Consider the following 15,169-nt stretch of genomic DNA (forward strand, 5'->3'; position numbering starts at 1 on the left):
TCTCTAAGGCTTTTATTTTAAAAAGGATTTTTTGCATTACAAGCGCCCTCTCGCTTCATTTCCAGCAGCATCTATATTCTCCTTGTTGCTCTGTTTTTTTCCTCTCGAAAAATTGTAGCTAAGGAAAACACCAACACTCCTACTCCAATCCAACCTGTTTCTTAATACATTTCTTCTAAGTTCAGGTGTATTAATTTCGTATTGTGGTTTATACAAATGGAAAGGATCTTGCAATTCTATCCTCGAGGTGAGTCTATCATTGAAAAAACTTTTCTTAATAGCCATATCCAGTTTCCCGACATTAAATTGGTCATAGATATCATAAAAACTGTTTCTATTAAAAGATCCGGAGACTTCAACAAAATATTTACCCGGCAAGTTAAACTTACTTGTTGCCCATACCATTTGTGAAAACTTCGATCTGTGCACCAGGGGCGTTGTCTGGATATCTATGGTTCTATATCTCAGCGTAACATTCGTATTAAACTCCCACCACTTTGTTATTTGCACAGGTATATACCCAGAGATAAAAACATTGTAATTGTCGTTGATATTCTCATCTTTTGAAATGATTACGTCGCCAATGTTAGTAACATTGGTTGCGATGGCATTATTGGTGTTTTGATACCCAACGGTTAATGAATATTTACTCTTTAATAAATATTCCAGCTGTAGATTATTGCTAAAATAGGGACGCAAATTTGGATTCCCCTGCTGGATAAAGTTAAGGTTTGTATAAACTACAAAAGGATTCAAGTCTCTAAATCCCGGGCGGTTTATTCTTCTGGCATAAGAAAGGGTAAATGAATGACTTTCATCTAATTTTCTATTTATATACGCCGAAGGAAATAAGTCCCACTGGTTACGGTTAATAGTTTGCCCGGTTGTTACTGATAATCCATTATAATTAGTTTGCTCAGTTCTCAGTCCTATTTTTATATTCCATTGATCGAAAGACTGGGAAAGAGTCCCATAAAAAGCCAATATATATTCATTATACAAAAATCTGTTCGACTGCAATGTGTCCAATGGTGATTGATCATTTAAACCACTTCGATAATTTATAGAGTAATCAGTTTTTGAAGCAGTGTATTTACCTCCAACATTTAGTACCAACAACTTAGACAAATATTTTTCTAAATCTATATTGGCTACATGAATCATAGATTTACCCATTGTTTTGGTAAATAAGCTGTCACGAGGATGAAACTCAACTCCTTCAGCATTTAAAAATCGGGTTTCTATTGCCGCAGGGTCTCTCAAACTATAATTTATGTAACTATAACCCACATCTAATTTACTACCAAGAGTGTCGAGCTTATTGCGATAAAAAACATTGGTCATTTGGTTAACATAACGAAAAGTTGTACTCCTATTAGTATATGAAGATGAATCAATGGAATTTGCCTGTTTATTTGCTAAATAATTGATATTGGTAATGCTATTATTACTGATATCTCCAGGATTAGCAAACAGGTTAAAATCAACTCCTACTGTTTGTTGGGGAGTTAGTTTATAATCGACACCAACATTGTAACCAATAGTATTATAATGCTCCGTATACTTCTCGGTTTGAGGACTGTAAACTCCAGTAGATTTAAACTCTTGAGTAATATTGTCTTCATAAAAAGCTCGTGTATTCCTGTAATTAAAATTGCCCTGTACATTCAATTTCCCGGTTCTATAGTTCAAAAAAGTTGAACCAAAAGCATTGCTATATCTATTATACCAATAGCCTGCATTTAGGTTGCCGGTTAACCCGTATTTATATTCAGATTTTAGAACAATATTAATAATTACGCCACCATTTTGTGCATCATTTTCGGCACCAGGAACAGCCTTTAGCTCATAGGATTTTATAGACTCCGAAGGAATAGAGCGCAGATAAGTGAGCAATTGATCTCCTATCAACGGAATTCTTCTATTATCTATGTAAACCGTAACGCTTTCGGATCCTCTGAATAAAATATCCTTTCCTGTTACCTGTACACCTGGTATAACGTTAAATAACCTAAGGGCATCTTCTCCCTTTTCGTATACGCTACCTTCTACGTTTAGGATCAATTTATCGGCTAATCGTTTAATCAAAGGTATCTTACTGGAGATGGTAACACCACTTAATTTTATGGCTGATATGTTAAGAATAATATCCGGTAACTGAAGGATTTTAGCATCTGTTACAGTAACTTTTTGCACTAAACTATCCGTTTCAAAGGATGATACTTTAAGCAGGTAATCACCCTGGTCATAAACGGTAAGGTTAAATCTACCGGCAGTGTCGGCAAGTGCAGAGGCTATAATATTTTGATTGCTCGCTTTGACAATTTGTATTGTAGCAAATTCAACAGCCTTATGATCAGAAGTAATTACCCTCCCCTTTAGCATGTATCCTTGCTGCTGCCGTCTTTCTAGCAGAATATTATTATCAATCTGCCGAAAAGAGAAATCTGTATTCTTTAGTAGTTCATACAATGTATTTTCTACTGTTCTGGTGCTAAGGATTAAATTTAGATCGTTAATTTCTCTAATCTCAGATTTTCTATAGTAGAACCTGAACTTTGTTTGTGCCTCAATCTTTTTTATACCGGCTAGTAAACTTTCATCCTCCAACTTGAGTGTCACTTTATAATCGCTCATTCTCTGACCATTTACTGGTACAGCCATGAGGAATTGTAATGAAATTAAGAAGAAAAGAAATATGACAATACTTACCCGCATCAACCAGATTATAAAGTGTTTATTTAATAATGTTATACCAATGAGATGAGCACATGCCATCCCTATATCCCACACTATTGCAGAATTTTTCATAGTTTTAAAATGTTTTAAGTGATTCCAATTATTTAAGACTCCGGATATTCCGGGATACCTGTAGACCGATGGCCGTCGGTTTACGGGTTATTTTAGCTGATTCTGCCTCCTTGAGGCATATCTATTGTATATAAAGCTTAGTCGTTATTCATCTAAATAGGTTTTTAATTAGTGTTAATTGCAGCCTTCGCCATAGATCATGATATGTCCGTTTGACTTTAGTTTCCATGTTGCATTATTAAAGTCGGTAATCACATCTAAGATTTTATCCAGTTTATCTCCTCTCAATGTGGCACCGCTGAATCTGCAGTTTTTTAGCTTTTCATTATTAAAGGCAATCTTCACATTGAAATGCTGTTCGAGCTGTATTGCTGCATCTGCAAATGTGATGTCATCAAAAAGCATATCGTTATCTTGCCAGGCAATAACAGTTTTGGCATCCACTATTTTTTCAGTAGGTTTTCCGGTCAGTAAATCGACACTTACCTGCTGATTACTTGTAAGAATGCTTAGAAGTTTACCGTCATCGGCCACGCTCACTTTACCTCTGGTTACTGTAACCTCCAGCGTATGTTTGCTTGGATCTTCTTTGATATTAAAGGCCGTTCCCAGCACCGTAGTAAGGACCTTACCTGTATGGATTAGAAAGGGTCTACTGGCATCGTGTTTTACATCGAAATAAGCCTCACCAGAAAGATAAACTTCTCTTGTTTTTCCATTAAAAACTTTGGCATATTTTAATTCGGAGCCTTCATTTAACCAAACTTTGGTGCCATCTGCTAGTGTTATTTGCTTTTTCTCATGATCAGGAATGGATATTGAAGTTAAATCAGTTGGCAACATCTGTTTTTCTAATAGCGGCCAGGTTAAGTAAAGGCTAAAAACCAGAATTAGTGCTGCTGCTACCCCGGCAATTTTGTACCATAAATATTTTTGAGATTTGATTGGCACAATTTTAGGCTCATTTTGCTGAATAGAAGCTTTAATATCCATAAACACATCGGACAGCCACTGATCTTTACTTGAACGATCTAGCTGTTGCCAGTCGGAATCAGCATTTCCATTTTCTGCCAGCCATTTTTCAATCAGCTGGTTTTCTTCAATGGAAGTCTCTTTCTTTAGGTAACGGTCTAATAAAGCTTCGATATTGTAACGATTCATTTTATCGGATTTTCACAATTGTCGTATGAACTACCGATTGGTACTATAAGAAAATGAAATATTTTTTAATACTATAAGAAATAGAGCAAGAGCAAATATGTTAATGACTGACGTAAATGCTTTAATGCTGATGTCAGCTGATTTTTTACTGTTTGCTCAGAAAGCTGTAATTTCTCTGCTATTTCCGGAATGCTTAAGTTTTCTTCACGGCTTAGATGGTAAATCTCCCTTACTCTTGGGGATAGTTTTTCGAGAGATTCCTCAATACTCTGTTTTAATTCTTTTACGGCTATTTGTTGTTCAATTTCTGACCCTAAACTTTTATGCAGAGCCAATGCCATCCCGATGTAGTCTTCGTGCGTAATGTTTTTTCTGATCTTATCAATGATTCGATAGCGAACTAAGGTAAATAAATAAGCCTCCAGGTTTCGATCTACTTTAAGTAGTTTCCTTTGTTCCCATAATTTCACAAAGAGGTCATGAATAATATCGCGTGGGTCTTCCAGATTATATAGTTTGGAACTGGCAAATCCGGTTAGGTTCTCTGCGTAACGGGAATATATCTCAGTAAAAGCGGCTTCATCATCTTTTTTTAAAAGATCGATCAATTGGAGATCGCTTAATGAATTGTATACCGACATTTATTTTAAAAGTAAATTATTGTTGGCGAAGCTACAGAATTTCTATCATACTGCACTTTAACACTATGTTTTCAATTGATCAACCAAAATCTCTTCGAACTTTTATACACTCAGAATATATCTATTTTCAAAAAACATCACGAACTTCAAGTAAACTTAAATTATGGACACATTACAAGAACTTGTTGAGCATATTGAACTACATTTCGTAGAAGGTATTAATGCCTCCTTTGAAAAAGGGCTCAGCCCCAACGATAGTTTCAAAGGTGAGCCACTAATTTATGAACTAACCAGTGAGTACACTCGAAGCCCTAGATTTAAAAGTTGCGTTAAGGCCTTTGTTGACCATGGTCTGGAATTTGATGATCCTTTGCTTTTAGCGGTTCTACTGGATGATCATATATATTTAGAACACCAATTAAAAAGTAGTCCCGATGCAGTTACAAAGCGATACACCTTACGCTGTGCTTATACTCCTTTCTACGAGGTTACGTTATTACATATTTGTGCAGAATTCAACCATGTTTCCTGTGCAAAAACACTAGTCAGTTATGGCGCGGACGTAAATGTACAGGCAGGAATCACTGCAGAGGGATTTGGAGGGCAAACCCCTATTTTTCACACAGTCAATCAAAATGGTGATCAGTCGGCTGATATGCGCGATTATCTTCTGAGTCAATCCGCGGACTTACATATCACGCTTCCTGGTCTGGTGTGGGGCGATGGCTATGAATGGGAAACATTTATCCCTGCTATTAACCCTATTAGTTATGCATTAATGGGGTTATTACCTCAGATGCATCGCAACCCAATTGTAATTGCGAACGTTGTATCACAATTGATGAAACAAAGGTACAACATAGTATATTTGCCCAAAAATGTACCCAATAAGTACCTTAGAGAATAAATTATATTTGCTGGGATACTTAAACTTTAGAAAAAAGCACCTTTAACAATAGCATGGCTATTGTTAAAGGTGCTCATGAAAGTCATCTATGATTTAATTACAATAGATCAAATCTGTCTAAATTCATTACTTTACTCCAAGCTGCAACAAAGTCTTTCACAAATTTGCCATGAGCATCCGCACTTCCATACACTTCTGCGATAGCTCTCAGTTCCGAGTTTGAACCAAATACAAGATCTGCACGGGTAGCGGTCCATTTTACAGCACCGCTGGCACGATCACTACCTTCATATAGTTCTCTGTCTTGAGATACCGCTTTCCATGCAGTCCTCATGTCAAGTAGATTAACAAAGAAGTCATTGGTAAGCTGGCCAGCGCGTGAGGTGAAAACACCATGTTTAGAACCATCAAAATTTGTATTCAATGCACGCATACCTCCTACCAAGACTGTTAACTCAGGGGCTGTAAGTGTAAGTAAATTAGCTTTATCTATTAACAGCTCTTCGGTAGATACAGGGAATTTGGATTTACGGTAATTACGGAAACCGTCAGCAATTGGCTCCAAAAAGCCTACAGACTCCACATCTGTTTTTTCTTGCGAAGCATCTGTACGACCAGCTGCAAAAGGAACTGCAATTGTGTGTCCTGCATCTTTTGCTGCTTTTTCAATACCTGCACCACCGGCCAGTACGATCAAATCTGCTAAAGAAACTTTTTTACCGCTCGCTTGCGCACCATTAAAATCCTTCTGAATAGTTTCTAACTTATCTAGCACCTTTTGTAACTGTGAAGGATTATTTACCTGCCAGTATTTTTGAGGAGCCAAACGAATACGCGCACCATTAGCGCCACCACGCTTATCAGAACCACGGAAGGTAGAAGCTGAAGCCCATGCTGTAGAAACCAGTTCCGATACGCTCAATCCTGACTCCAATACTTTTGATTTTAAAGCTGCAATGTCATTTTCGTCTATTTGTTTATAGTCTGCCGCAGGAATAGGATCTTGCCAAAGTAGTTCTTCTGCTGGTACATCTGGACCCAGGTAACGAGCACGAGGTCCAAGATCGCGGTGTGTTAATTTAAACCAAGCACGCGAAAAAGCATCAGCAAACTCATCAGGATTTTCCAGAAATCGCCTGGATATTTTTTCGTAAACCGGATCAACTTTTAATGAAATATCTGTGGTAAGCATCGTAGGCGCATGTTTTTTTGAGCTATCAAATGCATCCGGTATGATATCTCCTGCATCTTTAGCTACCCATTGATTTGCACCAGCAGGACTTTTAGTAAGTTGCCATTCAAAACCAAACAGGTTTTCGAAGAAATTATTGCTCCATTTGGTTGGTGTTTTTGTCCAGATTACTTCCAGACCACTTGTAATGGCATCAGCACCTATACCAGAACCATAACTATTCTTCCATCCTAGGCCTTGCATTTCCAGATCAGCAGCTTCAGGTTCTTTACCTACATGCGTTGCAGGAGCAGCGCCATGCGTTTTACCAAAACTATGGCCACCTGCAATTAACGCAACTGTTTCTTCATCGTCCATTGCCATGCGACCAAAAGTATCACGGATGTCTTTAGCAGCAGCAACAGGATCAGGGTTTCCATCAGGTCCCTCAGGATTCACATAAATAAGTCCCATCTGCACCGCAGCAAGTGGTTTCTCTAAATTACGAGAATGTATATTACCATCAGCATTGTCGTCTGACGACACTACTCCATGTTCTTTTTCAACACCTTCGGATCCGTGGGCATACCTCAGGTCGCCACCAAGCCAGGTACTCTCAGAGCCCCAATACACATCCTCATCCGGTTCCCATACATCTGCCCTTCCACCAGCAAACCCAAATGTTTTAAAGTCCATTGATTCAAGCGCCACATTTCCGGTCAAGATCATCAAATCTGCCCATGAAATTTTTTGGCCATACTTTTGTTTAATTGGCCAAAGCAATCTGCGGGCCTTATCTAAACTTACATTATCAGGCCAGCTATTAAGTGGGGCAAAACGCTGCTGTCCTGCACCAGCACCACCACGACCATCACCTACACGATAGGTACCTGCACTATGCCATGCCATACGAATAAACAATGGACCATAATGTCCAAAATCAGCCGGCCACCAATCTTGCGAATCAGTCATAAGCGCGTGAAGGTCTTTTTTCACGGCCACCAGGTCAAGGCTATTAAAAGCTTTTGCATAATCGAAATCCTCACCCAAAGGATTAGACAATGAAGAATGCTGACGTAGGATACTTAACTTTAATTGGTTGGGCCACCAGTCGCGATTTCTGGTACCGCCTCCACCAACATTGTGTTTCATAGTTCCATTATGAAATGGGCATTTACTGATATCATTTGATTCGTTTTCCATTTTTATTAATTTATGGTGTTGAACTTATTTAATAGGTCGTTCTGACTATTTATAAATTTATGATATTAGAACAAATAATCACAATCATTTAATTCTATAATTAGATAGTTAAAATCTATTGGAGCCATTTTAAATGTAATCCCAAAATATGGGGATATTTCAGCAAGATTGAGACGCATATGCTAAATGTTGAGACAGAAATACAATCCTGATACATCTCAATCACCTAATTTTACACTTCAAATAACCAAAATTAATTCTACACACACAGAGATGAACAAATCTAACAGATTAAAGTTTTTGGGTCTGCTGACTTGCTTTTTCGCAATTGGCCAAACCCAAGCTCAGGACAGGAAGGCACCATCCTATCCACTAATCACACACAATCCTAATTTTAGCATCTGGTCTAACACAGATGAGCTTAATGCATCTACTACTACACACTGGACAGGCGCAGATCACTCACTGCTGGGTTTGATCAATGTAGATGGTAACATCTACCGCTTCCTTGGTCAGGAAGAGGCAAGCTACAAAACAATACTTGAAACTTCAGATGAGACACCTTATACCGTTAAGTATACAGAAACAGCTCCTCAGGGCGACTGGATGTCAGCTTCTTATGCTGCTAGTGACTGGAAGTCGGGATCTGCTCCTATAGGTGATGACGCCAAGCAGGTAAAAACACTTTGGAAATCTGACGACATCTGGGTTAGAAGGGTTTTCAATATTGCCAACCCCGCTAGCATCAATGAATTGTTGTTAAAGATGAACCATGATGACAACATCGAAGTGTTTCTGAACGGAAAAAAAGTATATCAAAAACAAGGTTGGACCAATACTTTTCAGTATTTCCCGATCAACAAAAGTGATTTGAAGGCTGGCCAGAATGTGATCGCTATCCATTTGGCTAATTCGGCTGGCGGCAGGTATCTGGACTTTGGTTTGGCTGACAAACTAAAGGACAATGCAGCGAAGATCCAATTGGCGAAACAGAAAAATGTAGAAGTAACTGCTACGCAGACAATCTACAGTTTTACTTGTGGTAAGGTAGATTTAAAACTGACCTTTACTTCGCCTTTACTTATGAATGATTTAGGCCTACTGGCTCGCCCGGTTTCTTATATCACATACAATGTGCAAGCCAATGACAAAAAGAATCACGCAGTAAAAGTTTTCTTAAGTGCTTCTTCAAATATTGCTGTATATAAGCCATCGCAAGAAGTAACTGCAAAAAAATACTCAACAGCTAAATTATCTATCCTGAAAGCAGGTACGGTAGAACAACCGATTCTGCAAAAAGGCGCAGATGATATGCGTATCGACTGGGGTTATTTCTATGTAGCTGCCCCTAAAACCAGCAACGCTGTACAGTTCATCACAAGTGCTAATACTGCAGCTGATGCTTTCAGAAATGGTTCTTCAGTGTCTACGGCATCTCGTGGAAAGTCGCTTGCATTAAATACTATTGTTCCTTTTGGAACTGTTGGTCAAAAACCTGTAGAACGTTTCGTTGAACTAGGTTATGACGAAGTTTTGGCTATCCAATATTTCAAAAATAACCTAAGACCTTGGTGGAACACTTCTGGCAAGGAAACTATGGAGGGTCAGTTGACCGATGCAGCTAATCAATACAAAGAGGTAATGCAGAAATGCGAGACTTTTAACAAAGAGGTATATGCTGACGCACTTAAATCAGGTGGTAAGGAATATGCACACTTGTGTATTCTAGGTTACCGTCAGAGTATTGCAGCGCATACTTTAGTAAAAAGTCCTGATGGTGAAATCCTATGGTTGTCTAAAGAAAATAACAGTGGTGGTTTCATCAATACTGTGGATGTAACTTATCCTTCGGCACCGCTTTACTTGATTTACAATCCGACTTTGTTGCAAGGTATGTTAAACGGTATTTTCTATTTCAGCGAAAGCGGCAAATATCCTCACCCATGGGCTGCACATGATTTGGGAACATATCCATTGGCTAATGGCCAAACTTATGGTGAGCCAATGCCTGTAGAAGAATCGGGTAATATGATTATCCTTACCGCAGCAATTACTAAGGCTCAGGGTAATGGAAACTATGCAAAAAAACACTGGAAAACATTAACTATCTGGGCAGATTATCTAACCAGGGAAGGATTAGATCCTAAAACACAGTTGTGTACGGATGATTTTGCTGGTCACCTGGCTAGAAATGCAAACTTATCAGTTAAGGCAATCGTAGGAATTGCTTCTTATGCTCAAATGGCAGAAACATTAGGTTATACTGAAACTGCTAATAAATACAGAGCCATAGCTGAAAGCATGGTACCTAAATGGATAGAAATGGCTGACGCTGGTGATCATTACGCGTTAACTTTTGACGACAAGAACACCTGGAGCCAGAAATATAACCTGGTTTGGGATAAAGTTTTAGATTTGAACTTATTCCCACAAAAAGTTTATGATACGGAGATTAAGTATTATATGAAAAAACAGAATAAATTTGGCTTACCTCTAGACAGCAGAAAGGCTTACACTAAAAATGACTGGATCTTATGGACAGCAACTTTTGCTCCTACACAAGAAGATTTTGAAGCACTTGTAAGCCCAGTTTACAGACATGCAATCGAAACAGAATCACGTGTTCCTTTGAACGATTTTTATGATTCCAATACCGGTATCCGTGACAACTTTAAAGCGAGAAGCGTAGTTGGGGGATTCTACATGAGACTTTTTGCAGACAAGCTAAAAGGAAAATAAATCAGCATTTGCTGAAATGAATATGAGAGGGCAGTCCAAACAGACTGCCCTCTTTTTTTTGTTTTATCTTTGTGCAATCATGAATAGTGAAATTGCACCAAAAAATAACAAAAACAGCTTTCTATTTCTTATCTACTTAGCAGGACTAAGTATTATTGGATTTTTATCTACAGATATGTACTTGCCGGCATTTGATAAAATGCGTTTAGATCTGAATACCACCAAAAGCAACGTAAGTGCTACACTGAGTTTATTTTTGGCAGGATTTGGAATTGCACAATTATTATGGGGGCCAATTTCCGACAAAGTTGGTAAACCAAAAACCGTTTTAATGGGATTAAGCATCTTTACAATTGCTTCCTTAGGCATTTATTTTACCGAAAGCGTAAACATCTTATTATTTCTAAGATTAGTGCAGGCAATAGGTGTTTGTGCAGCCGCAGTAAGTTGGCAAGCATTAGTTATTGAAAGCTATCCAAAGGAAGAAACCAATAAAATATTTGCTTCTATTATGCCTTTAGTGGCACTCTCTCCAGCACTAGCTCCATTAATGGGTGCTTTCTTACTAAATTATTTTGGTTGGAGATCAATATTTATCGCACTGGCTATAATTGCAGTACTGCTCATCTTATATACCTTAACAATAAAAGAAACTAAAATAGGTAGTAACCAAAAGACTAAGTCGGCTGGTTCAGCATCAGAAAAAACCTATTTATCACTTTTAAAGTCGAAAAGATACTTCGGAAATATATTAATTTATGCCCTTTGCTCGGCGGCTTTTTTTGCCTGGCTTACCGGCTCTCCTTTCTTTTTAAAAGAACTTGGATACAATGAAAGTCAAATAGGCTTTAGCTTTTTTCCTCAAACCATTGCATTTTTGGTAGGAGGTTATGGATACAGAAGCTTATCAAATAAAATAGAAGGAAAGAAATTACTTCCGGCATTACTTGTAATATACTCCTTAAGTGCAATATCCCTCTACCTGGTTACAATATTAATTACCCCAACATTAACCATATTATTAATACCATTTTGTTTAATGGCTTTATCAAATGGTGCGTGTTACCCTATAGTTGTAGCAGAGGCATTAAAATCATTCCCAAATAACTTAGGAAAAGCTGCAGCCATGCAAAATACGGTTCAGTTAGGAATTTGCTTTTTGGCAAGTGCAGTTGTTTCGTTCTTTTCAAAAGATGCATTGTTAACCACTACAATTGTAATGACCTGCACAATTCCATTTGTTTATGTAGGATACAGATTGAGTTTAAAAAGCTAGTCCTATATGATATAATTTTAGATCAACTTGAAGTAAACATATCCTATTTTTTTTCCTATTTTAGTTTTCTTACAACGCTTTTCTTCGATAACTAGATACATGGAATATAATTATCAGGGTATTACAAAAAACTGGAAGCTCTTAGTCGAAGGCGAAAAACAAGGTCTTTATACTTGTTTCAACTTGTTCTACGATGACTTGTATCGTTTTGGAATGTCACTATACAGAAATCCCGAGCTGGTTAAAGAGAGTATTCAAAACCTGTTTATAGAGCTTTGGCAAATAAGAGATAAACTAAGCCATGTACAAAACATTCAACAATATGTTTTTACCGTCTATAAAAGGATCATGTATAAAACCTATCAAAAGGAAATCCGCAAGGATCCCGGGAATGTTGTGCATCTGGAAGACCTTAATGAACAATTTGTTTCCGTTCATTCTTATGAAGCAATACTAATTGCCAGCCAGGAAGACGAGCACCTAAGAAAACGACTGGAGCATGCACTGAACAAGCTTACGCCAAGGCAAAAGGAGATTGTGCAGCTACGTTATTTTGAATGTTTATCTTTCAAAGAAATTTCACACAAAACGGAGCTTACAGAAAGAACGGTTTACAACACCCTTCATAATGCAATCAACGTTTTGCGTGATTCTCTTCTTTCCATTTTTATTCTTATGATTCTGAACGAACTCTAGATCTTTAACTTGATATTTCTTTTTTCGAGTAAACCTGTAACCAATACAATAAGCAAGGCATAAATCAGTGATTTAAATAAACCTGGCACTCCAGTACGCAACACATCTGGTAACTGCGATAGTCCGAGTAGTCCTATTAATGCATAATGTATATACGGTATTAAATAACAGGTAAGTGTACTGGTACCTGCTGATTTAACATAGCTATACCAGTTTACTGCTTTTCGAATATCACTAATATATATCGTTACTAAAAACCCAAGAACTCCTATGCCCGAGCAGATGGCCGTCCATGATGGAGTTGCTCTGATCTTAGAAATCCCCCAAATCGGGCGCGTAAGTAAACCAAAGGCAATAAGGATACCTGCAAACAGGATCATTTGTATCCAGAATTTTTTACTAGCAGAACTAAGATTTCGGTATGAAATTGAGGTAACGATTCCGGCCATACTGAATGCAGGCATAGATCCGTCACCCGCAATCCAAATGTATTTTTTTATACTTTCTATTGATCCTAGCCAGCCTAAATTGGAAGCGCAGCTAAAGAACATAAAAAAAACAAGGGCAAGAACCTGAAGTATAGGTTTTCCTGCCGAGAAAAGATAAACACAAGAAGCAATGAAATAAGCCCAGCCAATTAATCCCAGTATACCCCACCAATGAATACCCATAGCAGTTATTCCATTGCCAGATTCTGTTTTATAGAGGGCGGCCAACATGGCCAGCATCAAAAATCCTGCAGCCTTTAACAGTTTTACGCTTAATAGTTCCGGTTTTTCATAGGCCATCCATATCAGAAAAAAGGCAACTATCAATAAAACCATCCAGACATCCTTCGGCAAAATTGCATCGTCTGCATAACCTTCTGAATTGACAAGAAACAATCCCATTATCAACAATGCTATTGTTCTGGCTACAATATGAAAAAATATAGTAGCATTGGCATCTCCCTTTTTTCTTCTGCTCTCTATAGCATAGGGCACTGATAAGCCAACAATAAATAAAAAAGCGGGAAATACAACATCGGCAAGCCCCATGCCATCGGCATCTGCCGAAACATGATCAAGCCAACCCGGAATATCAATTAAGGTCCACAGGTCGTTTACAAAAATCATTAATATCATCACAATTGCTCTGAAGGCATCAATAGAAATCAGTCTGCGCAATGTTACAATTGGATTAATTGTCATTTGAGTATCTGGCTTAATGCATTCATTAAAGAATTTTCGCCCGCTGCATCATAGTCGCCAGCCCAAAGGTATGCTCCTTTAAAACCTTTTTCTTTTATGTAATTGGCTTTTTGCGTAACCAGAGGGATACCATTGAAATATACGCCTTTAGCTTCAGCAGCTGTGAATTCTTTTTGTACAGCCGTTGGATCCTTTACTAATATGTCCTTAAATGGCATATAGTCATAAGATCCCCAGCTCAGGTTATTACCATTTCCATCTAATTCAAGATACCTCACACCAAAGGCTGGAATTCCTAAAACTATTTTGTTGGCAGGAATACCTTTATTTCGCCAGATGGTTGCGCCATCATTCATAAAACTAAGTGAGGATTGCTGCCCTAAAGGAGCTCCGGGCCCCACATGAGCACCGTCCTCAAATGCATGAACATTTATCCAGTCGGCCTTTGAAAGATCTGTGTATTCCCAGTGCATATAGTTTGTAGTTACCGTGGCGGTAACAATGCTTCCGGCAGGTAGGGCCGCCTTTAATTCTGACACGAAAGGTCCAACTGATTGGGCACTTTTAGCTGAGACATCATAAACGTCGTTACTTAAGTCTGTCATCATAACATCTATTCCGTCTAGCTTTCTGTTTACTACATATTCGGCAAGAGTTTTTACCAAAAGAGCTCTTTTGGCTGCATCACTTATTACCAATCCAAAATCAGTACTGTTGTATAGCGACCATCCATCTACTCCCGACAGTCGACCTGCGACGCCCAATAGCACAGGAACACCGTTCATGTGGCCTCGCGCAACGAGTTCATCTATATTTTGGTTCTGATTGCCCTTTGAGAAATCAATTCCACCGTCAGGGAGTACCCTTGCCCCACTAAAAGCTACGTGCGAAACGTTAGTCCAGGTAACATTAGCAGAAACACCATTTTCAGAAAGGTAAGGCATGTTGACAAATGGGCTAACTTTTGGCGTATAAGTGGATGGACTAACCAGGACCTTAGATAACCGTGTTGCCGTTTGTCCATTAAATGTTGCTTCCAGTTTAATTTCAAATTCACCTCCTGCAGTGGGCGTAAACGTAAAGGCAGTATCTGTTGAAACCTCCTTGCCATCGACCTTCCAGCTTAATTTGGTTTTAGCACCGGGAGCCGGAGAAAACAGCAAACGGTTATAGATAGCCGATTGCCCCTCCTGTATAATTCTGGACGGTGACTGAAATACTAAGCCCTGGTCAAAAATCCTGGGGTGAAAATCTCCGCCAACCTCACTATTATTTTTTTTACACCCGAGCATAAATACGAGCAAGGGGAATATAAGGTATATTATTTTTTTCATCTGAATATCTTTATTATCTTAAATAACTTCTTTTATTGTA

Annotated in this window: 10 protein-coding genes; 4 read left to right on the plus strand and 6 right to left on the minus strand. The window is 38.3% G+C overall.

What is annotated here, in order from left to right; translation table 11 throughout:
* Positions 1–36 precede the first annotated feature (36 nt).
* The 3 genes from J1905_RS07790 to J1905_RS07800 all read right to left on the minus strand — a co-directional run bounded on the left by J1905_RS07790 (position 37) and on the right by J1905_RS07800 (position 4,613).
* Positions 37–2,811 (minus strand): outer membrane beta-barrel family protein, encoded by a 2,775-nt coding sequence (locus J1905_RS07790; protein WP_214226709.1) that lies wholly within the window; start codon positions 2,809–2,811, stop codon positions 37–39.
* A gap of 174 nt (positions 2,812–2,985) precedes the next feature.
* Entirely contained in the window at positions 2,986–3,972 is a 987-nt protein-coding gene (locus J1905_RS07795) for a FecR family protein (RefSeq protein ID WP_214226710.1), read from the minus strand.
* 71 nt (positions 3,973–4,043) lie between these two features.
* Positions 4,044–4,613, minus strand: coding sequence for an RNA polymerase sigma factor (locus J1905_RS07800; RefSeq protein WP_214226711.1), 570 nt, complete (start codon positions 4,611–4,613; stop codon positions 4,044–4,046).
* A 163-nt stretch (positions 4,614–4,776) separates the two neighbouring features.
* On the opposite strand from J1905_RS07800, the gene J1905_RS07805 reads away from it, so the two are divergent.
* Positions 4,777–5,520, plus strand: coding sequence for an ankyrin repeat domain-containing protein (locus J1905_RS07805; protein ID WP_214226712.1), 744 nt, complete (start codon positions 4,777–4,779; stop codon positions 5,518–5,520).
* 97 nt (positions 5,521–5,617) lie between these two features.
* On the opposite strand, the gene katG is transcribed toward J1905_RS07805, so the two are convergent.
* The gene (gene katG, locus J1905_RS07810) at positions 5,618–7,894 is read right to left on the minus strand and encodes a catalase/peroxidase HPI (protein WP_214226713.1); all 2,277 of its coding nucleotides are present in this window, start codon (positions 7,892–7,894) and stop codon (positions 5,618–5,620) included.
* 273 nt (positions 7,895–8,167) lie between these two features.
* On the opposite strand from katG, the gene J1905_RS07815 reads away from it, so the two are divergent.
* The 3 genes from J1905_RS07815 to J1905_RS07825 all read left to right on the plus strand — a co-directional run bounded on the left by J1905_RS07815 (position 8,168) and on the right by J1905_RS07825 (position 12,605).
* Positions 8,168–10,633: a glutaminase family protein gene (locus J1905_RS07815; protein ID WP_214226714.1), complete on the plus strand. Its 2,466-nt coding sequence runs from the start codon at positions 8,168–8,170 to the stop codon at positions 10,631–10,633.
* Between the two features lie 79 nt (positions 10,634–10,712).
* Positions 10,713–11,909 (plus strand): purine nucleoside transporter PunC, encoded by a 1,197-nt coding sequence (gene punC, locus J1905_RS07820; RefSeq protein WP_214226715.1) that lies wholly within the window; start codon positions 10,713–10,715, stop codon positions 11,907–11,909.
* A gap of 99 nt (positions 11,910–12,008) precedes the next feature.
* Positions 12,009–12,605: an RNA polymerase sigma factor gene (locus J1905_RS07825; protein WP_214226716.1), complete on the plus strand. Its 597-nt coding sequence runs from the start codon at positions 12,009–12,011 to the stop codon at positions 12,603–12,605.
* On the opposite strand, the gene J1905_RS07830 is transcribed toward J1905_RS07825, so the two are convergent.
* Positions 12,602–13,795 carry a DUF5009 domain-containing protein gene (locus tag J1905_RS07830; protein WP_214226717.1) on the minus strand — a complete coding sequence of 398 codons (1,194 nt, stop codon included), beginning with the start codon at positions 13,793–13,795 and terminating at the stop codon, positions 12,602–12,604. The two genes, J1905_RS07825 and J1905_RS07830, sit on opposite strands and share 4 nt — an antisense overlap.
* Positions 13,792–15,129, minus strand: a complete 1,338-nt coding sequence (locus J1905_RS07835) for a glycosyl hydrolase family 18 protein (RefSeq protein ID WP_214226718.1) — start codon at positions 15,127–15,129, stop codon at positions 13,792–13,794. Before J1905_RS07835 ends, J1905_RS07830 begins: the two co-directional genes overlap by 4 nt.
* Between the last annotated feature and the right edge of the window lie 40 nt (positions 15,130–15,169).

This window comes from Pedobacter sp. B4-66, assembly GCF_018492665.1.
In the GTDB taxonomy this organism is placed as follows: Bacteria; Bacteroidota; Bacteroidia; order Sphingobacteriales; family Sphingobacteriaceae; genus Pedobacter.

Coding starts and splice junctions, on each gene's coding strand:
- J1905_RS07790 (WP_214226709.1), bottom strand. CDS start 2,811: ATGAAAAATTCTGCAATAGTGTGGGATATAGGGATGGCATGTGCTCAT.
- J1905_RS07795 (WP_214226710.1), bottom strand. CDS start 3,972: ATGAATCGTTACAATATCGAAGCTTTATTAGACCGTTACCTAAAGAAA.
- J1905_RS07800 (WP_214226711.1), bottom strand. CDS start 4,613: ATGTCGGTATACAATTCATTAAGCGATCTCCAATTGATCGATCTTTTA.
- J1905_RS07805 (WP_214226712.1), top strand. CDS start 4,777: ATGGACACATTACAAGAACTTGTTGAGCATATTGAACTACATTTCGTA.
- katG (WP_214226713.1), bottom strand. CDS start 7,894: ATGGAAAACGAATCAAATGATATCAGTAAATGCCCATTTCATAATGGA.
- J1905_RS07815 (WP_214226714.1), top strand. CDS start 8,168: ATGAACAAATCTAACAGATTAAAGTTTTTGGGTCTGCTGACTTGCTTT.
- punC (WP_214226715.1), top strand. CDS start 10,713: ATGAATAGTGAAATTGCACCAAAAAATAACAAAAACAGCTTTCTATTT.
- J1905_RS07825 (WP_214226716.1), top strand. CDS start 12,009: ATGGAATATAATTATCAGGGTATTACAAAAAACTGGAAGCTCTTAGTC.
- J1905_RS07830 (WP_214226717.1), bottom strand. CDS start 13,795: ATGACAATTAATCCAATTGTAACATTGCGCAGACTGATTTCTATTGAT.
- J1905_RS07835 (WP_214226718.1), bottom strand. CDS start 15,129: ATGAAAAAAATAATATACCTTATATTCCCCTTGCTCGTATTTATGCTC.